Source organism: Hyphomicrobiales bacterium (assembly GCA_030688605.1).
Taxonomy (GTDB): Bacteria; Pseudomonadota; Alphaproteobacteria; order Rhizobiales; family NORP267; genus JAUYJB01.
This window is the reverse complement of the sequence record JAUYJB010000125.1, coordinates 20879-42721: the sequence shown is the minus strand read 5'-3', so window position 1 is coordinate 42721 and position 21843 is coordinate 20879. Positions and strand designations below refer to the sequence as shown.

General features: G+C 65.6%; 23 protein-coding genes and 1 pseudogene. 11 read left to right on the top strand and 13 right to left on the bottom strand.

Annotation, left to right across the window (positions count from 1 at the left end; all coding sequences use genetic code 11):
* From Q8P46_13730 to Q8P46_13710, 5 genes are all read right to left on the bottom strand, one after another.
* Nucleotides 1–296 (bottom strand): hypothetical protein (locus Q8P46_13730; protein MDP2621208.1); only part of this gene is annotated, 296 nt, incomplete at its 3' end.
* Complete coding sequence (locus Q8P46_13725; protein MDP2621207.1) at nucleotides 286–999, bottom strand: hypothetical protein; 714 nt, start codon at nucleotides 997–999, stop codon at nucleotides 286–288. The genes Q8P46_13730 and Q8P46_13725, both read right to left, overlap by 11 nt.
* The gene (locus Q8P46_13720; GenBank protein MDP2621206.1) at nucleotides 980–2053 is read right to left on the bottom strand and encodes an AI-2E family transporter; all 1074 of its coding nucleotides are present in this window, start codon (nucleotides 2051–2053) and stop codon (nucleotides 980–982) included. The genes Q8P46_13725 and Q8P46_13720 overlap by 20 nt, the downstream gene beginning before the upstream one ends.
* Entirely contained in the window at nucleotides 2050–2673 is a 624-nt protein-coding gene (locus tag Q8P46_13715) for a CDP-alcohol phosphatidyltransferase family protein (GenBank protein ID MDP2621205.1), read from the bottom strand. Before Q8P46_13715 ends, Q8P46_13720 begins: the two co-directional genes overlap by 4 nt.
* 47 nt (nucleotides 2674–2720) lie before the next feature.
* Nucleotides 2721–3836 (bottom strand): DUF2066 domain-containing protein, encoded by a 1116-nt coding sequence (locus tag Q8P46_13710; GenBank protein MDP2621204.1) that lies wholly within the window; start codon nucleotides 3834–3836, stop codon nucleotides 2721–2723.
* A 210-nt stretch (nucleotides 3837–4046) separates the two neighbouring features.
* On the opposite strand from Q8P46_13710, the gene Q8P46_13705 reads away from it, so the two are divergent.
* The 3 genes from Q8P46_13705 to purN all read left to right on the top strand — a co-directional run bounded on the left by Q8P46_13705 (nucleotide 4047) and on the right by purN (nucleotide 6546).
* Nucleotides 4047–4706 (top strand): SOS response-associated peptidase, encoded by a 660-nt coding sequence (locus Q8P46_13705; GenBank protein ID MDP2621203.1) that lies wholly within the window; start codon nucleotides 4047–4049, stop codon nucleotides 4704–4706.
* A 105-nt stretch (nucleotides 4707–4811) separates the two neighbouring features.
* A complete protein-coding gene (gene purM / locus Q8P46_13700; protein ID MDP2621202.1) occupies nucleotides 4812–5894 on the top strand; it encodes a phosphoribosylformylglycinamidine cyclo-ligase in 1083 nt (360 codons plus the stop codon).
* 1 nt (nucleotide 5895) lies between these two features.
* The gene (purN, locus tag Q8P46_13695; GenBank protein MDP2621201.1) at nucleotides 5896–6546 is read left to right on the top strand and encodes a phosphoribosylglycinamide formyltransferase; all 651 of its coding nucleotides are present in this window, start codon (nucleotides 5896–5898) and stop codon (nucleotides 6544–6546) included.
* A 16-nt stretch (nucleotides 6547–6562) separates the two neighbouring features.
* Here purN and Q8P46_13690 read toward each other — a convergent pair.
* The 3 genes and pseudogenes from Q8P46_13690 to Q8P46_13680 form a co-directional block, all read right to left on the bottom strand.
* Nucleotides 6563–7048 (bottom strand): annotated as a pseudogene (locus Q8P46_13690) (isoprenylcysteine carboxylmethyltransferase family protein).
* 9 nt (nucleotides 7049–7057) lie between these two features.
* Nucleotides 7058–8194 (bottom strand): type III polyketide synthase, encoded by a 1137-nt coding sequence (locus Q8P46_13685; GenBank protein ID MDP2621200.1) that lies wholly within the window; start codon nucleotides 8192–8194, stop codon nucleotides 7058–7060.
* Nucleotides 8195–8465: 271 nt separating this feature from the next.
* Nucleotides 8466–9026, bottom strand: coding sequence for a tetratricopeptide repeat protein (locus Q8P46_13680; GenBank protein ID MDP2621199.1), 561 nt, complete (start codon nucleotides 9024–9026; stop codon nucleotides 8466–8468).
* A 127-nt stretch (nucleotides 9027–9153) separates the two neighbouring features.
* Here Q8P46_13680 and Q8P46_13675 point away from each other — a divergent pair, with 127 nt between their 5' ends.
* From Q8P46_13675 to Q8P46_13655, 5 genes are all read left to right on the top strand, one after another.
* Nucleotides 9154–9693 carry a sigma-70 family RNA polymerase sigma factor gene (locus Q8P46_13675; GenBank protein MDP2621198.1) on the top strand — a complete coding sequence of 180 codons (540 nt, stop codon included), beginning with the start codon at nucleotides 9154–9156 and terminating at the stop codon, nucleotides 9691–9693.
* The gene (locus Q8P46_13670) at nucleotides 9683–10516 is read left to right on the top strand and encodes a zf-HC2 domain-containing protein (protein MDP2621197.1); all 834 of its coding nucleotides are present in this window, start codon (nucleotides 9683–9685) and stop codon (nucleotides 10514–10516) included. The genes Q8P46_13675 and Q8P46_13670 overlap by 11 nt, the downstream gene beginning before the upstream one ends.
* A gap of 48 nt (nucleotides 10517–10564) precedes the next feature.
* Entirely contained in the window at nucleotides 10565–10942 is a 378-nt protein-coding gene (locus Q8P46_13665) for a DoxX family protein (protein ID MDP2621196.1), read from the top strand.
* A gap of 45 nt (nucleotides 10943–10987) precedes the next feature.
* Nucleotides 10988–11281: a hypothetical protein gene (locus Q8P46_13660; GenBank protein ID MDP2621195.1), complete on the top strand. Its 294-nt coding sequence runs from the start codon at nucleotides 10988–10990 to the stop codon at nucleotides 11279–11281.
* A gap of 154 nt (nucleotides 11282–11435) precedes the next feature.
* Nucleotides 11436–12323 (top strand): hypothetical protein, encoded by an 888-nt coding sequence (locus tag Q8P46_13655; GenBank protein MDP2621194.1) that lies wholly within the window; start codon nucleotides 11436–11438, stop codon nucleotides 12321–12323.
* On the opposite strand, the gene Q8P46_13650 is transcribed toward Q8P46_13655, so the two are convergent.
* The 3 genes from Q8P46_13650 to Q8P46_13640 form a co-directional block, all read right to left on the bottom strand.
* Nucleotides 12320–14395 (bottom strand): molybdopterin-dependent oxidoreductase, encoded by a 2076-nt coding sequence (locus Q8P46_13650; GenBank protein ID MDP2621193.1) that lies wholly within the window; start codon nucleotides 14393–14395, stop codon nucleotides 12320–12322. The two genes, Q8P46_13655 and Q8P46_13650, sit on opposite strands and share 4 nt — an antisense overlap.
* Nucleotides 14396–14481: 86 nt before the next feature.
* Nucleotides 14482–14904 (bottom strand): nucleoside-diphosphate kinase, encoded by a 423-nt coding sequence (gene ndk / locus Q8P46_13645; protein MDP2621192.1) that lies wholly within the window; start codon nucleotides 14902–14904, stop codon nucleotides 14482–14484.
* 1047 nt (nucleotides 14905–15951) lie between these two features.
* Entirely contained in the window at nucleotides 15952–16413 is a 462-nt protein-coding gene (locus Q8P46_13640; GenBank protein ID MDP2621191.1) for a cytochrome c, read from the bottom strand.
* A 350-nt stretch (nucleotides 16414–16763) separates the two neighbouring features.
* On the opposite strand from Q8P46_13640, the gene Q8P46_13635 reads away from it, so the two are divergent.
* On the top strand, nucleotides 16764–17237 hold the full coding sequence (locus Q8P46_13635) for a BA14K family protein (protein MDP2621190.1): 474 nt from the start codon (nucleotides 16764–16766) through the stop codon (nucleotides 17235–17237).
* Between the two features lie 67 nt (nucleotides 17238–17304).
* On the opposite strand, the gene Q8P46_13630 is transcribed toward Q8P46_13635, so the two are convergent.
* A complete protein-coding gene (locus Q8P46_13630) occupies nucleotides 17305–17754 on the bottom strand; it encodes a DNA polymerase III subunit chi (protein MDP2621189.1) in 450 nt (149 codons plus the stop codon).
* Nucleotides 17751–19271 (bottom strand): leucyl aminopeptidase, encoded by a 1521-nt coding sequence (locus Q8P46_13625; GenBank protein ID MDP2621188.1) that lies wholly within the window; start codon nucleotides 19269–19271, stop codon nucleotides 17751–17753. Before Q8P46_13625 ends, Q8P46_13630 begins: the two co-directional genes overlap by 4 nt.
* Here Q8P46_13625 and lptF point away from each other — a divergent pair.
* Together lptF and lptG are read left to right on the top strand one after the other, a co-directional pair.
* Nucleotides 19253–20728 (top strand): LPS export ABC transporter permease LptF, encoded by a 1476-nt coding sequence (gene lptF / locus Q8P46_13620; protein MDP2621187.1) that lies wholly within the window; start codon nucleotides 19253–19255, stop codon nucleotides 20726–20728. The two genes, Q8P46_13625 and lptF, sit on opposite strands and share 19 nt — an antisense overlap.
* Nucleotides 20725–21825: an LPS export ABC transporter permease LptG gene (lptG, locus tag Q8P46_13615; protein MDP2621186.1), complete on the top strand. Its 1101-nt coding sequence runs from the start codon at nucleotides 20725–20727 to the stop codon at nucleotides 21823–21825. The genes lptF and lptG overlap by 4 nt, the downstream gene beginning before the upstream one ends.
* Nucleotides 21826–21843: the final 18 nt, after the last annotated feature.

The window sequence follows — 21843 nt, the reverse complement described above, 5'->3', positions numbered from 1 at the left end:
TGCGCCTCTTCCATCACCCGGTGGTTGAATTCCAGCCAGGAAAGCTCGCGGTTGATGAAGCGCGACGGCCCGAAGCTTTGCGGCGGCTTGTGGGTGCCGGCAGACGCGGTCTTGATCTCGGCCGGCGCGGCGCGCGCGCGGGTCTGGCGCTTGCTGCTCTTCGCTTGTGGTACAGGCCGCGTATCCATCGGTTCCTCGCGTGGCATCATCCTGCCCGGCATTGTCGTAAATGTCGGCTGATAAAGATTTAATCGCTCCATGTGAGATTTGGAAGACGGCGGCAAGTCAGGCGCCACCTTCGCGGTCCCGGTCGGCGAGGACTTCGGCGGCAAGGCGGCGGGTGATACCGCGGCCTTCGGCGAGCGCCGCCTTGTCGAGCGCCGCGACGAGGCTTGCGGCGGCGGCGAGCGAGCGCTCCATGCGGGCGCAGATATAGTCGAGAACCGCGGCGTCGACGGCCAATTGCCGGTCCGAGAACAGCTTGACCAGGACCGCGCGCAGCAACAGATCGTCCGGGGCTCCGAGACGGGCGACGGGGGCTGCGCGCAGACGCGAGGCAAGATCGGCAAGACCGACGGGCCACGAGGCGGGCGCGCTGCGGCCGGTCAAGACGAGATGGCCGCCCTCGTCGCGCGCCATGTTGAGGGCGTGGAACAGTGTCTCCTCGTCGAAACCGCGGTCGGCGTCCTCGATCGCAAGCGCGCCGCCGCCGGCAAGCGCCTCCAGGTGCGCCGCCGTAAGCGCGTCGGCGAGCACGCACACAGCCTCCGCCCTCCGGCACCACACGGCGGCAAGATGCGTCTTACCCGAGCCCTCGGGTCCGATCATGGCGAGAACCGGATGCGGCCAATCCGGCCAGCGGTCGATCAGCGCCACCGCCTCGGCATTGGCCGGGGTGACGATGAAATCCTCGCGGCCGAGCGCTGGCCGGTAGGCGAGATCGAGGGTTAGCTGGCGCTCGGCGACGCCGCCGGTGGCGCTAAAGCGGTTTCTGGTCATCTTTGCCGTAGAGCGCGCTTGCCGCGTACCGTTTCAGCGCGAAGCGGGACAAGACCCCGACGGCGGCGGCCATCGGCACCGCCAGTAACAGCCCGACAAAGCCGAACAGATAGCCGAAGGCGAACAGCGCGAACATCAGCCAGACCGGGTGCAGGCCGACGCTCGAGCCGACGAGCTTGGGCTGGAGAATGTTACCCTCGAGGAATTGGCCGGCGGCGAAAATACCGACGACGACGGCGATCATCACCCAGTCGGGCCAGAACTGGACCAGGGCGACGCCGCCGGCGACGATAAGGCCGACGGTGCTGCCGACATAGGGGATGAAGCTGATGAGGCCCGCGCCGAGCCCGATCAGCAGGCCGAAATTGAGCCCGACCACGGTCAGGCCGATGGCGTAGAACAGGCCGAGCAGCAGGCAGACCGTGCCCTGGCCGCGGACGAAGCCGGCAACGGCCTGGTCGATGTCGCGGGCCAGCGCCCGGATCGTCTCGACCTGGGCGCGCGGCAGCCAGCCGTCGACATGGGCGACCATCCGGTCCCAGTCGAGCAGCATGTAGAAGGCGACGACCGGGGTGACGACGAACAGCGCCAGGAAGCTGACGAGCGCAACGCCGCGCGACAGGAGCGAGCCGGCGAGACCGCCGAGCCAGGTGGTCAACTTGGCGGCGAGATCCTCCAGCGGCTTGGGCACCTGCCCGCCTTCGAGCCCGAGCCACTGCACGAGCTTGCCGTCGCCGGCCTCGGAGACGAATTTCTGCAGCGTTGCGAGATAGTCGGGAACCCGCGAAGCGAAGCCCGCGAGCTGCTGCACCAGCACCGGCGCCAGGATGACAACAAACAGCACAAGGGCAAGCACGAAGAACAGAAGGATGATCACGGTTGCCCACAGCCGCGACAGGCCAAGCCGCTCGAGCCGGTCGGCGACGGGGTCGAGGAAATAGGCGATCGCCAGCCCGGCGACGAAGGGCAGCAGGATCTCGCGCAGCACATAGAGTACGACAACCAAGGCGAGGAATGCACCGAGCCAGAACAGGATCTGCCGCTGCAGGCTCATGGCCGCGACTTCTCCCGCACGGAAATGGGCGGCTTGGCGTCGCGGCGGGCATGCGGCTCGGCGGCAGGCTTGCGCACCGACGGCTCCTCGTATCGCGCCATGTGCTCGAGCCAGCCGATCAGATAGGCGGCGGCGGACGCTACGGTGAGCACGGCCACGGCGATAACCGTCAGCTGCCGCGATACCGTCAAATCGAGGCCGAAGCCGACATCGAGCAGAACCATCCCGGCGAGCACGATCTGCCCGGTGGTGTTGGCCTTACTGACGAACAAGGGCCGCATCATCACCGCCCGGTCCATCATCCACGACAGGATCACCGCCGAGACGATCAGAATGTCGCGGGAAACCACCATGATCACCAGCCAGTTGGGGATATGCAGCTGCAGGCCCAGCGTCACATAGATGCTGACCAGGAGCGCCTTGTCGGCGAGCGGGTCGAGATAGGCGCCGAGCAGCGTCTCCTGGCCGAAGCGCTTGGCGATGAAGCCGTCGATGCCGTCGCTGAGGCCGGCGAGCAGAAACACCCAGAAGGCGGCCGCCATCTGCCCGGCGATGATCAGCCACACCACGAGCGGCACGAGAAAGATCCGGAATACGGTAATGACGTTTGGGACGTTCACTTCACTTTGGCTCCCCGGCGCGTCTCGAGTTTCACCAACAGCCGCCGTCAATAGGACGTCAAAACCCAATGATCGCCGGCATTGGCCAGCACCATGCCGTCGCGCGCCAGCATGTCGGCCAACTGCTCGCCGGTGCCGGCAAAGTAGAGCGAAAGCAACGCGCCGCGCGCATTGAGCGCTTCGATTTCGATCTCGCTGACGCCGGGCAGCGCGGCCAGCCGCGCCCTCAGCGCCTGCCATTGCTGAAGCCCGTCGAAGGATACGCGCACCCGGACCGGAACGCCTTCGATCACGCCGGACAGGCCGCCCGGACCGGTCATGGTCTGGATCTTCCACTGCTCCTCGATCTGGGCCAGGAACGAACCGACGGCCGCCTGCGCCACGGCCACCGGATCGCTGCCGCCGGCAAAGCTTTCCGTCAGCGCCACCGGCCCGGCCGGCCCGGCGCCGTCCAGCGAGCAGGTGAACCGGCTGTTCGCCGCGTCGGTCTCGCACAGGCCGACGAGCACGCTGTCGGTGCCGTAAAGGTAGCGCAGGGCGGTGAGCGCACCGATGTCGCGCGCCAGAACCGCATCGGGGTCGACGCCCTGGTCGGCGATATTGCCCTTGGGCAGCCGCACCGGGGTCATGGTGTTGACGAGGTCGAAGGTACGCCAGGCTTCGAGATTCGGGTTGTCGTCGATGAAAAAGTAGCGCTCGCCCTCGCGGTAGATGGGGACGACGAGGATCGGCGGTGCCTGACGCTCGGTATAGGGCACGCCGGCGCCGACGAGCAGGGTCTGCACCGCGGCCGGGTTGAAGCGGAACGTCAGGGTGGCGGCATAGTCGGTGGCGCTGGTCTGCTCCTTGACGACACTGAAATTGACAATCATCGTGCCGAGCTCGTCGGCCGGCACCTGCGGCAGAAATTCCCGGTCGCTCGCCCGGGTCAGCCGTTGCAGAACGATGGCGAGCGCCCGGGCCTGACCGTCGGCGACCGCCGCTTCCTTGGCCGTCACGGCGTCGGCCGCGTGCGCCTGCACCGCAATCCCCTCGACCTCGTAGGGGCCGGCTTGCGCCGCTGCCCGCAGCAGCAGCAGCGCCGCCAAGGCAAGGCCGAGCGCCGCGCCGCGGCGCGCTCCGCCGGCCGCCAATATCGATCGCGTCATCCTTCGTCTCGCCACGCCCCTCCTCCCCGCGCGATTGCCCATGCGAGTGCGTTCGCCGCGCCCAAAGCTCTAAGCCGTCCGCGCCCGCGGGGCAAGCATGGCCGCCCGCTTGCCGGACCCCGTTTCGGCCGCGGGCAGCAACCCGGGCCGCGCATTCGGGTTGATTCCGGACCTACCTTCCCGCCATATGTCGCAGGCAGACAGCGGAAACCCGTCCAACCCTCGATGTGCAACCTTTACAGCCAGACCATGCCGCGCGAGGCCGTCATCCGGCTGTTCCGGGTCGGCGGCAACCGCGCCGCCGCCTTCGATCCGCAGCCGGCGATCTTTCCGAGCCAGGAAGCGCCTGTGGTGCGTCAGGCCTCCGACGGAGGGCGGGAGATCTCGCTCCTGTCCTGGGGCTTCGTGCTGCCGCAACAAGGCCGGGCCGCCAAGCGGGTGACGAATGCGCGCGATGAAAAGGTGATGACCTCGAGCTTCTGGAAGGGCTCTTTCGCGGAAAGGCGCTGCCTCGTCCCGGCAACCTCCTTCGCCGAGCCGAAGGGCAGCCGGCCCGCGGTCTGGCACTGGTTCGCGCTCAAGGGCGCCGCGCCGCGCCCGCTGTTCGCCTTTGCCGGCCTGTGGCGGTCCTGGAAGGGCCCGCTCAAGGAAGGCGGCGACCCGGTTGCGATGGATGTCTACGCCATTCTCACCACCACGCCGAACGACACCGTCAAGCCCATCCACCCGGCCCGGATGCCGGTCATGCTGAGCGGCGAAGATGAGTTCGACACCTGGCTGAGCGGCGCCCCGGAGGCGGCCTATGCGCTCGCCCGGCCGTTTCCGGCCGCGGCCATGCACATCGTCCATAAAGGCGAAAACAAGGACGAAGTGAATCCGTTGTGAGGAGAAAATCGGCCGGCTCATCGCCGCTTGCCTTTCCGCCCAATTCTGCTTGGATGGCGCGGCGCCGAGCGGTCCCGCGCCGGGAACGGCTTCGGGAAGGAGGCCATGAGGGAAAAGACCAATCCGGGCGGCACGACCTATCGCGACGCCGGCGTCGACATCGAGGCCGGCAACGCGCTCGTCGAGGCCATCAAGCCCTATGTTGCCGCGACCCGCCGTCCCGGTTCCGACGCCGAGATCGGCGGCTTCGGCGGCCTTTTCGACCTCAGGCAGGCGGGCTTTTCCGATCCGATCCTGGTGGCGGCGACCGACGGTGTCGGAACCAAGGTCAGAATCGCGGCGGAGACCGGCCGCCACGACACCATCGGCATCGACCTTGTCGCCATGTGCGTCAACGATCTCGTCGTGCAGGGGGCCGAGCCCCTGTTTTTCCTCGATTATTACGCGACCTCCAAGCTCGTCCCGGCGACCGCCGCCGAGGTGATCAAGGGCATCGCCGCGGGCTGCAAGGAGGCCGGCTGCGCGCTGATCGGCGGCGAAACGGCGGAAATGCCCGGCCTCTACCAGCAAGGCGACTATGATCTTGCCGGCTTTGCCGTCGGCGCCGTCGAGCGCGCTGCGCTGCTGCCGCGCGCCGACATCGCCGAGGGCGATGCCGTCCTCGGCCTTGCTTCGGGCGGCCTTCATTCCAACGGCTTCTCGCTGGTGCGCCGCATCATTGCCGACGCCAAGCTTCCCTGGGAGATGCCGGCCCCCTTTGCGCCCGACGCCTTGCTCGGCGAGGCGCTGCTCGCCGCAACGCGCATCTATGTCAAGCCGCTGCTTGGCGCCATCCGCGAGACCGGCGGCATCAAGGCGCTTGCCCACGTCACCGGCGGCGGGCTGCCGGAAAATCTGCCCCGGGTGCTGCCGAAATCGCTCGCCGCCGAGATCGACCTTTCCGCGGTTCCCGTGCCGCCGGTGTTCTCCTGGCTGGCAAGGACCGGCGGCGTTGCGCAAGCCGAGATGTTGCGCACCTTCAACTGCGGCATCGGCATGGTAGCGGTTACGGCGCCGGCCGACGCGGACAAGATCGCGCGTCTGCTTACGGACACCGGCGAAAAGGTCGTCCGGCTCGGGCGCATCATCCCGGCCGAGGCCGGCGCCCCGCCCGTGCGCTTTTCCGGAAATCTGGCCACGGGTGAGTGACATGCGGCGCAACACGGCCATCTTCATCTCCGGACGCGGCAGCAACATGGAAGCGCTGATCGCGGCGGCGCGGTCGCCCGACTACCCGGCCGAGATCGCGCTCGTCATATCGAACAGGTCGGACGCGGCCGGCCTCAAGATCGCCCGGCGCCACCGCGTGCCGACCAAGGCCATCGACCACCGCCGCTTCGAAAGCCGCGAGGCTTTCGAGGCCGAGATCGGCAAGGCCCTGGAGGCGGCGGACATCGACCTCATCTGCCTTGCCGGCTTCATGCGGCTTCTGACCGAAGGCTTCGTCAAGCATTGGGAAGACCGCCTGGTCAACATCCATCCCTCGCTGCTGCCCTCCTTCAGGGGCATCGACACCCATGCGAGAGCCCTCGCCGCCGGGGTCAAGATCGCCGGCTGCACGGTGCATTTCGTGCGGCCGGAAATGGATGCCGGGCCGATCATCGCCCAGGCGGCGGTTGCCGTGCTGCCGGACGACACCGCCGAGACGCTCGCCGCCCGGGTGATCGAGGCCGAGCACAGGATCTATCCGATGGCGGTGCGGCTTGTCGCCTCGGACCGGGCGCGGGTGGTCGGCGGTCGGGTGGTGATCGAGGCGCGCGGCGGCAAAGCGATCCCCCTCTATTCGCCGCCGGTGGACTGAAGGATCGCCGCGGCGCGAGCGCGTGCTCCTCGACGCGAATGCGGTGCGCGAGCAGCATTAGGTTGAGCACGCCGAACAGGCCGGCCAGCCCGACGAGCCCGAGCGCGAGCGGCAGGACGGGGATCTCCACGGCGACGATCGCATAGTTGGGATGGCGCAGGCACCTGTAGGGGCCGCGTGTTTGCAGCGGTTGATCCTCGAGCGTGACGATGCGGGTTGCCCAATAGGGTCCGAGGCTCGCGATCACCCAAAGACGTAGGACCTGCAGGACCAGAAACAGGATCAGCCACCCCCAGCGCACGGGCGGGCTGGGCGCGGTGGCAAGCGCCAGGCAAACGAGCCAGCCGCCGTGCAGCAGGACGAACAGCGGATAATGCGCCCGGCCCACTTCGCGGCCGCCGCGCGCCATGAGACCGGCCATATTGCACCGGGCGTGGCAAAGCTCCAACGCCCGCTGCGCCGCCACGGCCGACAAGACAAGATGCGCCCAGCCGAGGGTCATGGGCGGGCTTCACGCGGCCTGAGAAACCGCGCGACCATCCGGGATCAATGTGATGGTCTGAAACGCGGCGGTAAAACCCGGGCCAAGCGCACAAAGCAGCGTCGGTCCGGAACGTCCGGCCTTGACAATGCGGTCGAGCACGAACAATACGGTGGGCGCGGACATATTGCCGAATTCGGCAAGAACCTGGCGCTCGAAATCGAGCCCGCCCCGGCATAGGCCGAACGCCTGTTCCAGCGCCGCGACCACCTTGGCGCCGCCGGGATGGCAGCAAGGCCGCGCGATATCTTCAAGGCAAAGCCGCGCGCGGCCAAGGAAGCCATTGAGCGCGCTCGTAAATTTGGTTGCGACAATCTCCGGGATACGGCGGTTGAAGATTACGTCGAGGCCCTGGCCATCGACTCGCCAGCCCATCACATCGAGTGTGCCGGGCCAGCAATGCTCTCCGGCCGCGCCGAGGATGCCGAGCACGCCCCGCGCGGGGCCGCTGGTGATGATGGCCGCCGCCGCGCCGTCGCCGAACAGGGCGGTCGCAACCAGATTGCTCTTGGTCAGGCGGTCGTGGCGAAAGGCAAGCGTGCACAACTCCACCACGACCAGGAGGCATTTCATTCGCGGCCGCGACTGAACCAGTTGAACCGCCCTGGTCAGGCCGAGCACGCCGCCGGCGCAGCCCAGCCCGAAGATCGGCAGCCGCACGGTGTCGGGGCGAAATGGCAGGCGGTTGATGAGATGGGCATCGAGACCGGGGGTCATGACTCCGGTCGAGCTGACGCAGACGAGGGCGTCGATCTCGCCCGCCTCAAGCCCCGCGCCGTCAAGCGCCTTGGTCGCCGCGTCGACCGACAGCGCCACGGCATGTTGCTCATAAAGCCTTGCTTTTTCGCGGAAATCGGAAGGTTTTGCAAACCACTCGATGGGCTGGCAGCTATAGCGGGCGGCAATTTCCGCGTTCTCGAAAACCGGTTCCAGAGCCGCAAAGAGCGGCGTCCGCTCGGCAAAGATCATACGCGCTTTTTCTCGGGCGTCCGCCTGCGAAATGCGGTGCTTGGGAACGGCGGTCGCCAATGCGGTTAGCTTGGCCTTGACGCCGGTGCCGGGCGCACGCCGCAGCCGCGGCGATAGGAAACTCTGTGGTGCGTTCATTGCGCCGGGCTCATTCTGTCGGGATCGAAACCCTGTCTGTTGCCGCAATTCTCCGAGGCCGGGGCCCGAGCCTACGGAAAAGTGCCTCGGGCCAGCGCGCCGGCAAGACGGCCCTTTCCGCTGGCCCTCGGCCTTGAGCGTTCGAATGATCGTCGCCTAGATCACGATGATTTTTGATCGATTCGATCCAAAATCATAAAACGTGATCGATTCTAATAAGATAGAGCGGGATGCGGGCGGAAAACCGGTTCCCGCTATTCCTCATCCCGCTCTACTCGGATGTCTTGCCGGCAATCGCCGCGGCGAGCTCCCCATATTGCTCGCAGCTCGTGCCGCAGAGCTTTTCGACTTCGGCGAGCTCGAGGCGCGCCAGATCGGTGCGGCCCGACGCAACATAGCCCTCGCCCAGATACTCGCGCGTATCGGCGTTCTTCGGATCGATCGCCAGCGCCTGCTTGTAATAGGCGATGCCGCGATCGATCTCGCCCAACTTGCGGTGGCTGTAGCCGAGATAGGTGAGCCCCACGGGGTCTTCGCGGCTCACGGCCTGCAACGCCGCGATGGCGTTCTCATACTGGCCGGCCTTGGCCAGCCGGCGCCCCTCCTCCACCAGCACATCGTCGGTAACCGCGCCTGAATTCGCAACGACGCATTTCTTCGTCTTCTTGTCCCAGACCGACCCTCTCGGGCAGTTGGGCGTCGAGGTCGTGCTGGTCCCGCCGCTGTCCATCGCCAGCAGCGAAGAGCTGGGCGCCGCCGAGACGGCAAGGCCGACAAACAATGCGGCCAAGGGCGATGCAATGAACGGGAAAAGTCCGGGGCGTTGGGTCATCTGAGGCTCCTGATGGCTGGTGGCGGGCAAAGCGCTCTTCAAACAGTGCGGTTCCCTATGAGCAGGAACCGCTCTAAAGTCACACGCCCCGTAAACACCGGCGCTCGCGCGCCTATTCGTCTCCGGCATGGCTGATGATTCTCAACAAGTTGTGAGGACGGGCCTGGCGGCGCACCTTGCCCGGCTTTGGCGCTACGGTCTGGTGCTGTCCGGCAGCGCCGACGTGGCCGAGGACCTGGTGCAGGCGACCTGCGTGAGGGCGCTTGAGCGCGCCCACCAATTCCGCGTCGGAACTCGGCTCGATCGCTGGCTGTTCACCATCCTGCGCTCGATCTGGCTCAACGAGCTGCGCGCCCGGCGCATTCGCCAGGGCCAGGGGTTTGTCGACGCCGCCGAAGCCCTGCATTTCGACGGCGGCATACACGTCGAGACGAATATCCTGGCCGCCCAGGTGTTGAAGGAAGTGCTCGCCCTTCCCGAAGCGCAGCGCGAGACGATTCTGCTCGTCTATGTCGAGGGACTGACCTATCGGGAGGCGGCCGAGGTGCTGGGCGTGCCCATCGGCACGGTCATGAGCCGGCTGGCTGCGGCGCGGGTGAAACTGGGCGCGTTGAACGCCGATTCGATCGGCAAGGACCGGCCAAAGAAGCAAGAAGATGGCGCGTAAGGGCAGCATCAGATCAGCGACGGACGAAGAACTCGTCGCCTATTTCGACGGCGAGCTTGCGCCGGACCGCCGCGCCGCGGTGGAAAAGCATCTGGCGGACGAGTCGGAGCTGCGCCGGCGGCTCGAACTCATGATCCGCGGCGGCCGTCCGTTCCGCCAGGTCTTCGACCTCATGTTGCAGGACGCTCCGACGGACCGCCTCGAAGCCATCCTGGAAAACACCGCTGCTGCTGCGGGGGACGGTCAAGCGCCGGCCGGCCGGGCTTGGCCGCTGTCGCGCGCGGCCTCGGTTGCCGCTGCTCTGGCGCTGTTCCTCGCCGGCATGGGCGTTGGCAGCCTCGTCGTGCCCCTCAAGCCGCCGCCGGCGGTCCCGGTCGCCGAGCAGCCGGCGGACCGCTCGGAGGATTGGCGCCAGGCGGTCGCGGGCTATTTGTCGCTATACACGTCCGAGACGCTGGCCAACGTCCCCGACGACGCGGCCGTCAAGGAGCAGGAGCTTGCCGCGGTCGCCGACAAGCTTGGCCTCAGCCTGACGCTCGACCGGATCGATCTGGCGAACGTTGAGTTCAAGCGGGCGCAATTGTTCGACTATGAGGGCAAGTCTCTTGTGCAACTGGCTTATCTCGATCCTGATTTCGGGCCGGTCGCCTTTTGCATCATCGCCGATGGGGACGAAAGCGAGCCCGCGCGGACGGAAGAGCGGCTCGGCATGAACATCGTCTACTGGGCGCAGCAGGGCTATGGCTTCATGGTCATCGGCCGCGCGCCGGCCGACCGGCTGCGGCCGCTTGCCGATTCCCTGGCGGCGCGGCTTTCCTCGTGAGCGCCGATATTGACAGTCCTGACTGACCATTCGGAACGAATCAGGGATGTGACGCTGCTCGTTGGCAGGGTTTTCATCTCCGGTCTGTTCCTCTGGGACGGCGTCATCTTGCTGCGCGCGCCGGGGCCTGCCGCCGACTATATGGCGGCCCACGGGGTTCCCGGCCTGCTTCTGCCCGCGGTGATCCTTTTGCAACTCGGCGGCGGCCTCTCTATCCTTGCCGGCTGGCAGACGCGCATCGTCGCCCTCGCCTTTGCCGGGTTTGCCCTGCTGACGGCTCTGATCTTCCATGCCGACACCGCCGATACCGATCAGCTCATTCATTTCGCCAAGGACATCGCGATTGCCGGCGGCTTCCTGTTCCTGGCGGCCGGCGGGCCGGGCGCCTTCTCCATCGACGCAATGCGCCGCGCCCGCCGGGCCTGAGCGGGAGCCCGTGAGCCTCCGTTCATGCCGTCAGGAAGGCCCGCCATGCTCCGCTTAGTCATCCGGACATTCGCCCTGGCGTTGCTGGCGACCGCGCTCATCGCCCTCATCGCCGCCCTCCTCTTGCCGCTTCGCCCGGTGCCGGCAAGTGCCGGCGAAGAGCGGCAAGCTGCCGGCAAGAACGAGCATCCTGACGGTTGCTGGGCCGGCGGCGCCTGGTATCCGGAGGGTGCCATAATCGACCTCAAGACGCTTACGGGCGTGCAGTCGCTGTCGGTCACGCCGGTGATATTCTCCTGCAAGAACGGCGTTTGGGTCAGCGTTTCCGCCAAGAATTAACGCCACTTGAAAAAGCTTAAGACTCCGTTAACCTTAATGGACTATGAAGATCCAGAATGGTTCGGAGATTACGATGCGGCTCAAGTTCAAAATTACTCACTCATTATTTGCATTTATCCTTTTAATTTCACCCGCCGTCGCAGCCGATTCCGCGATGTCCGGCGGCAATGGTCCCGAGCCGCCGTGGCTCAACGGCAGCTATTTCGACATCGGCGCGCGCTACTGGTACTCGACCGGCCAGACCGATTTCGACCTTTACGACAGCACCGGCGCCATTCTCATCTCGCGGCTCACCTACGATGGCCTCGACGCCCATTCGGGTGAGATCTTCTTCCACGCCCAGCACGCATCCGGCGTCTTCGTCAAAGGCTATGGCGGCCTCGGGATCATTCCGGGAGGCGGCCTGAATGATGAAGATTTTCCGCCGGTTATCGCCCCTTATTCGAGCACCCTGAGCACACAGGACGACGGCGACATAAGATATTTCAACACCGATATCGGCTATGCGTTTGTCGCCACCAATACCGAGACCGCGCGTTTTGAGCTCGCCGGATTCACCGGCTATCACTATTGGAACGAGTCGGTCCGCGCCTTCGGCTGCACCCAGATCGCGACCAACCCGGCGATCTGCGTTCCGACCATCGCGCAGTCGACCAAGGTGATTTCCAACGAGGTGCAGTGGCATTCCTGGCGCGTCGGTATCTTGGCGACCGTGGAGGCCGGCAACGGCTTGAAATTCACCGGCGAGGCGGCCTGGGTGCCCTATACCCAGCTCGACAATACCGACAATCACCATTTGCGCCCGCTCATCAACCCGCTGCCGAGCGACGGCGACGGCAACGGGCTGCAATTGGAGGCGGTGCTGAGTTATGACATCAACGAGGATGTCAGCATCGGCGCCGGCGCGCGCTATTGGCGGCTCGGGCGCACCGACGGCCATGCCCATTTCGAGCAGACGCCGGGCGGCGGCGTCGCCCAGGTGGTGAAGTTCCAGTCGGAGCGCTATGGCGGCTTCGTCCAGGTGAGCGTGAAGCTCCGCTAGACCGCCCTGATCCACACCTTGTTGTCGTGAAACGCGGCGCCGCCGAACGGCGCCGTCTGGTCGGCGCCGGTCAGCGCGTTGATGCCCACCCCTCCGTCGTGGGCCGAATTCGGCCAGACGCTCTCGGCGATGAGCACGCCGCGGCAGACCCCATTGAACAGGCGCGCGTGCAGCACCACCACGCCGCGGCTATTGCCGAGCCGCACCTTCTGGCCATCGGCGATGGCGTTGGCGGCGGCATCGTCGGGATGGATCTTCACCTCGGGGCGGCCTTCGCGGGCGCGCGAACTCGGCGTTTCGGTGAAGGAGGAATTGAGGAACGAGCGCGACGGCGAGGTGGCTAGCCGGAACGGATGCGGCGCGTCGGCTTCCTCGATCACCGCCCAATGGTCGGGCAGCTTCGGCATCTCGGCCCACCGGCCCATGGGGCCGGCATTGGCCGTCGGCACATTGAGCCAGTCCGGCTTGAAGCGGAACTTTCCGTCCGGATAGCCGAATCCATTGAGGTAATGCGCTTCCTCGAAGGGCGGCTGGCAGTCGATCCAGCGCTTCTCCTCGAGCTCGGACAGCGTCCCCCAGCCGGAATGGCGCAGGGTCCAGTCGATGAGCTCGCGGGCGCTCATAGAAAACCCTTCATGGCGCGCGCCGAGGCGGCGCGCCAGAGCGCAGATGACCTCGTGGTTGGAGCGGCATTCCCTCGCCGGCTCGACGATCTTCGGGCCCAGCATGATGTGCTGGTGGCCGCCGCCCTGATAGATATCGTCATGCTCCAGGAACATGGTCGCCGGCAGCACGATATCGGCCATGCGCGCGGTCTCGGTCATGAACTGCTCGTGGACGCACAGGAACAGGTCCTCGCGCTCAAGCCCTGCGCTGACCTTGTTCTGGTCCGGCGCGACCACGGCGGGGTTGGTGTTCTGGACCAGCATCGCGGTCACCGGCGGGCCATCGCCGAGATCGAAGCGGTCGCCGCCGAGCACGCAGCCGATGCGCGACTGGTCGAGCATGCGCACCGAGGGATCGCAGGCGTCGAGACCCTGGATCATGCTCTTGTTCCAATGATAGATGGCGCCGTTATTGTGGAAGGCGCCGCCGCCTTCGTTGAGCCAAGCGCCGGTCACGGCCGCAATGCAACTTGCCGCGTGCATGTTGACGGTGCCGTTGCGCGAGCGGGTGAAGCCGTAACCGAGGCGGAAATAGGTTCTCGACGTCGTCCCGACCATGCGCGCAAACGCCTCGATTTCCGCTGCCTCAAGGCCGGTGATCGCGGCGGCCCATTCCGGCGACCTACTCTTCAGATGCGCTTCGATCTCTTTCGGGCAATCGGTGTATTTTTCGAGGTACTCCCAATTGGCGAGACCGTCTCTAAAGAGCACGTGCATGATAGCGCAGGCGAGAGCCGCGTCGGTTCCCGGCCGCAGGCAAAGGGCGACATCGGCCTGCTCCATGGTGGCGTTTCGGTAGACGTCGACGGCGGCGATCTTGGCGCCGCGCTCCTTCTTGGCGCGCACCGCATGGGTCATCACATTGACCTGGGTGCTGACCGGGTTGGTGCCCCAGATGACGATGAGGTCGGAGCGCGCCATTTCGCGCGGGTCGGGTCCGGCGAGCCTGCCGGTGCCGGCGATGAATCCGGGCCAGGCCATGTTGGTGCAGTAGCTCGAATACATGCCGGAATATTTCTTGACGTGGCGCAGCCGGTTGATGCCGTCGCGCTGCACAAGGCCCATGGTGCCGGCATAGTAGAACGGCCAGACCGCCTCCGGCCCATGGCGACTTTCCGCCTCTGCGAAGCGCTCCGCCACCCGGTCGAGGGCCTCGTCCCAGGAAATCGGCTCGAATCGGCCCGAGCCCTTGGGTCCCGTGCGGCGCAGAGGCCGCGTCAGCCGGTCCGGATGGTGGATGCGCTCGGCATAGCGGGCGACCTTGGCGCAGATGACGCCCGCCGTGTAGCTCTGGTCCTTGGCGCCGCGCACCCTCCCGATGGTGTGCGCATCGAGCCGCTCGACCTCCAGCGAACAGGCCGACGGGCAGTCGTGCGGACACACGGAGGTGAGGATTTCCGCGGCCATCGGCTTGTTCACGCGTGCCTCCCGGCGTTGCGACCATTTGCTTTTCGCAAACTATCATTCGCCGCACCGGCCAGTCTATGCGCGCCTCAGCCGACGATCTGGCTCTCGCTGAAGCACATCGCGATCTCCGTTACGGCGTTTTCGACGGTGTCGGAGCCATGCACCGAGTTGGCCTCGATGGATTCGGCGAAATCGGCGCGGATGGTGCCGGGAGCAGCCTTCTTGGGGTCGGTCGCGCCCATCACCTCGCGGTTGCGAGCTACCGCATTCTCGCCCTCCAGCACCTGCAGCACGATCGGGCCGGAAGTCATGAAGGCGACGAGATCGTTGAAGAAGGGCCGCTCGCGGTGCACCGCGTAAAAGGCCTCTGCCTGCGCTTTCGTCCATCGCACCCGCCTTTGCGCAACCACCCGCAGGCCGGCGCATTCCAGCCGGTCGACGATCTTGCCCGTGATGTTGCGGCGGGTAGCGTCGGGCTTGATGATGGAAAGGGTGCGTTCGATGGCCATCGATCCGTCCTGTGCGGTTGAAGGCGGCGTGTATGGAAGAGCGAAAACCCGCGCCGGCTTATAGCCGCGAGGCCATTTTCCGGCAAGTGCGGCCGTCGGGCGCGGCGATCGCCGACCCGCTATTCGAGAGATCAAGAGAAACGTTGCGATCGCGCGCACGTCATCCTCAGGCAGCGTCCCGATATTGCCCCGCACCTTGCCCATGCCGCCGCTGGACATGTCCTCATAGCCAAGGACTTCGCCGAACTGGAAGGCAAGGACGAGATCGTCAACGTCCTTGAAGCGCTTGCGCGCAATCAGACCGCGCAGGCTCGGAACCTTGCCCTTGCCTTCCGGATGCGGTCCGCCGGCGAGAAACGCGTCCGCGCGCCATGCCATGAAAATGTTGCGCGGCGTATGGCACTCGCCGCAATGGCCGGGCCCCTGCACCAGATAGGCGCCGCGGTTCCAGGCTTCGGAGCGGGCCGGATCGTCGGCCACGACGCGTGTGTTCATGGCGATCCATTTCCATGGACCGACGAATGCACGGGCAAAGCGTGCAAGCGGGATGTCCTGCCGCTTGGCGGGATTGCGCGCCGGCTCAATGCTGAACAAATAGGCCTTCAGATCGAGGAGGTCCGCAATCGTCATGTGCCGGTAGGAGGTGTAGGGGAAAGCCGGGAAATAGTGCCGCCGGCCGGGCGAAATCCCCTCGCGCATGGCGCGGATGAATTCCGCATCGCTCCAGGCGCCGATGCCGGTCTCCCTGTCCGGCGTGATGTTGGGCGGATAGAAGGTGCCGACCGGGCTCTTGAGCGACGCCCCGCCCGCCGGGAGCGTGGCGTCGATGCCGCTTGATTCAGGCGGGGCGTGACAGGAGAGGCAGCCGCCGGCGATGAAAAGACGCTTGCCGTTTTCCGGGTCGGCGGTGTAGGCGGGAAGCGCCACGGGATCACCCTCCCCCGGTGCGGTGAGCCACAATGTGAACGCGGCGGCCGCACAGGCGACCGCCGCGATCAGCACTATCAGGCGGGCAAATATCCGCACGGCGATTTTGGCTGAAAGGGCCTAGTTGTTCCTCGGCGCGCGGAATTTCTCGTGGCAGTCACCGCAGGCTTTGCCGAGCCCGCCGAAAGCCTCTTTGAAGGCGGCTTCGTCATTGGCCTCGCCGGTCGCGGCGACGGCCTTGGCGGCGGCGTCGGCGTTTTCCAGCGCGGCGATGAAGCCTTCCATGTCCTGCCAGATCTCCGGCTTGGCGCGGCTGTCATCCCTCACGCTGCCTTCCGGAAACAGCGTGCGCGCCGCTGCAAAATCGTTGGCGATCGTATAACCGGCAAAGGCCACGGCCTTGCCGTCAAAGGCGGTCTCGCCCTTGAACATGGCGGTGAGCGTCTTCGCCGCATTGTTGTTGTTTTGCATCGCCACTTTGCGCTGGGCGATTTCGTCGGCATGAACACCGGCCGAAAACACAAGCGCGCTGCCTCCCAACAAAACGGCACAAGTGACGGATATAACGGGATTTCTTGTCATACAAATTCCTCCGAAACGTAACTGATGGTCAGCGCACGCCCGCGTGCTTTCGAGCTGCCGGGCAGGCACGGGCCGGCGAACAATGAACAAGGCCCATTCACGTGTCTAGATGGTCGCAGTTCACTCTATTGTTACCGGACCGCCCTTTCCCGACGCGTCACGGAAACATGAACAATGTCGGTCGGATGCACCATCAAAAGACCACCAAGCTCTAACCTTCTCGCCGGTTTGCGGCGAACGACCCCTCGGCGCGCGGCCAATAAGGGCTTATATTACAGAAGGATGCGCGCGCCTGCTTGCACGCGGATGAATGCCTTCGTTTTGGAGGCGAAGAAGAAACGAGGACCGGCATGGCACTTCTCGCGAAACTCAAGACCGTCGCTCTGGTCGGCGCCGCCGCCGGCGTGGCGATGCTGACCTCGGACGCCGCCTTCGCGGCCTCCTCGGCGTATTGCAAGGATTACGCCGCCCGATACGCCAACTCCGTCGCGCCGCCCGCGGAGGTGGTCGGCGGGACGATCGGCGGTGCCGGCGTCGGCGCGGTAATCGGCGGCATTTCCAGGGGCTCGAGGGGCATCGGACCGGGTGCGCTCATCGGCGGCGCCATCGGCACCGTCGCGGGAGCCGCAGTACATTCGGCCAAATGGAACGACGCCTACAATTACGCCTTTGACCGTTGCATGGGAAGCGGCGCCGTCTATGGGGACGCGCCGGAGCCATGGACGCCGGAATGGTACGATTATTGCGACGCCAAATTCCGCTCCTTCGACCCGGCGGACGGCACGTTTCAGCCGTTTAACGGACCACGCCGCCTGTGCCGCTGACGGGGCCTCCGGCTCGATTGGATCCTGTTCTTCTCGCAAAACCGGCTCCCACTTTTGCAAAACAGGCTCAGGCCTTCTTGACCCAGCGGCCGGCCTCGTCTTGCTGCCAGTAGGTGACGTCATGGCCTTGCGCCTGCATCGCTTTCCAGGCGCCGCGGGCCGACGCCAGCGCCGTCTCGTCGCGCCCGTCGAAGAGATAGACGAGCCGCGCATAGCCGGCCGTGTCGGAAGCTTCCGCGCCGTCGACCAGGAAGCGTATTTCGGCCTTGTTGGGATTGTCGGCGCCCGAGGTCAGGAAGACCGGCTGCATGTCGGCGGCGCCGTCGCCGGCGCTGCCGTGGGGCAGGAAGGAATCCTCGCGATAGGTCCAGAGCGCGGCGTCCAGCGCCGCCACACGCTCTTCCGAACCCGCCTGCACCACCGCGCGCCAGCCACGCGCAAGGCTCTTTTCCAACAATAGCGGCAGCACCCGCTCCAGCGGCTGGCGTTCCAGATGGTAGAACAGGACCTCGGTCATTCCTCGTAATGGTCGGCCACCAGCCGGTCGAGCAGGCGCACGCCAAAGCCCGAGCCCCAGCTCTGGTTGACCTCGCTTGCGGGCGAGCCCATGGCGGTGCCGGCGACGTCTAGATGCGCCCATGGCACGTCGTCGACGAAGCGTTTCAGGAACTGCGCCGCGGTGATGGCCCCGCCATGGCGTCCGGCGGCGTTCTTCATGTCGGCGTTCTTGGAATCAATCTGCTTGTCGTATTCCTTGCCCAGGGGCAGCCGCCACACCTTCTCGCCTGTCGCTTCGCCGGCGGCGACGAGCCGTTCGGCAAGCTCGTCATTGTTGGCGAACAGCCCGGCATGGTGCTGGCCGAGCGCGACCAGGACCGCACCGGTGAGCGTTGCCAGATCGATCATGAATTTCGGCTTGAACTTCTGCTGCGCGTACCATAGCGCGTCGGCGAGAACGAGCCGGCCCTCCGCGTCGGTGTTGATCACCTCGATGGTCTGGCCGGACATGGAGCGGACGATGTCGCCCGGGCGCTGCGCCTTGCCGTCGGGCATGTTTTCCACCACGCCGATGACGCCGACCGCGTTGACCCTGGCCTTGCGGGCGGCAAGCGCGTGCATCAGGCCGACGACGGCGGCAGCTCCCCCCATGTCGCCCTTCATGTCCTCCATGTGCAGGGCCGGCTTGATCGATATGCCGCCGGTGTCGAAGACCACCCCCTTGCCGACAAAGGCAACCGGTGCGGCAGCCTTGTCCTTGGCCCCGTTCCAGCGCATGACGACGACGCGCGGCGGCCGGGCGCTGCCCTGGGCGACGGCGAGAAGCGCGTTCATCTTGAGCCGCTTCAGCTCCTTCCCGCCCAGCACGTCGATGTCGACCCCAAGCTTGGACAGGTCTTGAGCCTTCTTGGCGAACTCCACGGGCCCCAGGGAATTTGCCGGTTCGTTGACGAGGTCGCGGGCAAGCAGGACACCCGACGCGACCTTGTCGCGGCTGGCGAAGGCTGTCTGGACCACCGACGGGGCGGCGACGCCGAACGTCACCTTGGAGACCTTGCCTTCCGCTTCCGCCTCTTCGTCGTTCCCCTTGCGCGTCTTGTATTTGTCGAACTTGTAGCTCCGCAGCTTCAGGCCGAGGACGGCGTCGGCGGCCTTCTCGGCGGCGACCGCCTCCTCGCTGGCGCCTGGCGCCTCGAGAACCACCGTCGCGCCGTCGCCGGCGCCGGCCTGCAGGCGGGCCATGATCTGTCCGCCGAGCTTGAGCCAATCGCCGGCTTCCATGTCCTCGGCCTTGCCGACGCCGATGACGCTGATCCGCGCAAGCCCCAGCTCGCCCGGCGCCCAGACATCAAGGGCCGCCCCCGACTTGCCCTTGAAGCCCGCCGCCTTGATGGCGCGAGAAACGGCGCCTCCGGCCGCCTCGTCGACTTGGGCACCGAAGCGGCCCAGCGCACCGCCTTCGCCGGCGGTAATCACCAGCGTGCCGGCCTTCGGCACGGCGATCTTGGAAAAGGCGATTGCGGGAAACCTGGCCATGCGGGTCCTTTGAAACGGAAGTTCGTTGTGGATCCATGCAAGCTTCGGCGATCGGCTGTGGCACAACATCGGCGCCCGCGCAAGGGGGCGGACGCGCGCCGGGGACGATTAATGCTTGGAAAAAATTCAGATTTTGGGTCGAAATTCTGCCATCAATGGGGACCACATTGCCTGCGGGCAGAGGGATTTACGAACAGTCCTGGTGCATCCCGGCCGCGGCGGTCCGGGGGCGTTGGCGCCGGGGTGCAGTTGCGTGGACCATGGCAAAACTGATGAGCTTGATCGGCCGCTACATTTTTCGCCAGTTGTTTCAGGCGTTTCTGTTGTGCCTCGTTACATTGATCGCGATTGTCTGGCTGACCCAGGTACTGCGCGAGTTCGACGTGATCACGGCGCAGGGGCAGTCGTTCAAGACCTTCCTGATGATGACGGTTCTGGTGCTGCCCGCCTTTGTCAACGTGATCGCCCCGGTGGCCCTGTTCGTCGCCACTCTGTACACGCTCAATCGCCTCAATTCGGATAGCGAGCTGTTGGTGCTGAGCGCGGCCGGCGCCTCGCGCTGGCAGATCATCGCGCCGTATCTTGTCCTCGCCGCGACGGTCGCCGTAGCGGTCGGAGTGATCAACGTCGCTTTGATGCCAAGGAGCCTTTCCGTTCTGCGGGTGGTGATCACGGGGGTGCGCGCCGACCTGATCTCCAACGTGATCCAGCCGGGAAGGTTCTCGACGCCCGAACGGGGCATCACCTTTCACATCGGCGCCCGCACGCCGCAAGGCGACCTGCTCGGCCTCTTGGTCGACGACCAGCGCGATCCAGAGGAGCATATCACCTATATCGCCGAGCGGAGCCGGATCGTCCGCAGTGACGCCGGCACCTACCTGGTCATGGAGCAGGGCAGCGTGCAGCGCCAGCAGGTCGACCGCGTCGAGCGCACCCAGATCGTGGTTTTCGACCGCTATCTGATCGACGTCGCGAAACTGTCTGACTCCAACCGAGACGTGCTGTACAAGCCGCGCGAGCGATCGACGGCCTTCCTGTTCAATCCGGCCCCGGATGATCCCTATTTCAAGGCCTATCCGGGCCGTTTTCGGGCCGAGCTTCACGAGCGCCTATCAAGCCCCCTCCTGCCGATCCTTCTGGTCTTCGTGGCGATCGCCAATGTCGGCTTCGCCCGCACCACGCGCGAGGGCCGCGGCTTTGGCACCGCAGTCGCGATTTGCGCCGCTGCGGCCAGTATCATGCTCATCATCAGCGCGCGGAATCTGGCGCAAAAGCATGGCTGGGCGGTCCCCTTTGTCTACGGCGTACCGCTTTCCGTCATCGCCCTTGCCGTACCGATGGCATTCGGCAAATTTCGCCGCCGCCACGCCAGTGCGCTCGCCGACTCTGCCGCTTTTGCCGCCGCCTGGGTGGGCGAGCGCGCGGTGCGGGCCGGCCGGATCTGGGCACGGTCATGATCGCCGCGCCCGGGGCCATTTCCCGCTATGTCTCGCGCCGCATGCTGGCCGCCATCATCGGCGTCTTTTGCAGCTGTGCCGGGTTGATCTTTCTCATCGATGTGGTGGAAATGCTGCGCCGGGCCAGCAGTCACGACGATGTCGGGCTCGATGTGCTGCTGCTGATGTCGGCCTACCGGACCCCGGCCCTGAGCGAGCAGGTCCTGCCATTCGCGGTGCTGATCGGCACCATGATGGCGCTGTTGAACCTCAGCCGCCGCAACGAGCTGATAGTAGCCCGCGCCATCGGCATGTCGGTGTGGCATTTCCTGACGCCTGCCATCATCCTGACCTTGCTCATCGGCATTTTGGCGGTCGCCCTCTACAACCCGTTTTCGACCTATTTGAGCGAGGAACAGGCAGAACTCGAGGCGGTTGCCTTCGGGCCGTCCCAATCCCTGGTTTTGCGCGCCAATCAGTCCGGCGTATGGCTGCGCCAGGAAGGCGCCGATGGACAGAGCGTGGTCCATGCGAATCGCAGCTTGGAAAGGGGAGTCGTGCTTGAGGAAATCACGGTCTATGCGTTCGACCCGCAGCGAAAATTCGTCGAAAGGGTCGAGGCGAAGTCGGCGACGCTCCAAGAGGGCTACTGGGAACTCCGCGACGCCTGGGTCTTATCGTCGCAGGGCGAACCGCAATTTTACCAGAACTACTTGGTTTCCACCTATCTGACCCGCTCCCAGATCGAGCAGACCATCACCGACCCGAAGGCGATTTCCTTCTGGGATCTGCCGGCCTTCATCGACCATGCCGGACGGGCGGGTGTGGCGACCGAACCCTATCGCCAGCAATGGCATTTATTGGTTTCGCGGCCGTTCGTTCTGGTCGCCATGGTGATGATCGCGGCGACGGTTTCGCTGCGCTCCTTTCGGTTCGGCGGAATCGGCCGTAGAGTGCTGATCGGAATCGCCGCGGGTTTCCTGTTCTTCGTTCTGACAAAGTTGATGAGCGACCTCGGATCCTCGGGCCTGATAGCCCCGGCGGCGGCGGCTTGGATGCCGGTAATTGTTGTTACGCTTGCAGGACTTACTGTCTTACTTTACCAAGAGGATGGATGAGGGATTGTCCGGTTATGT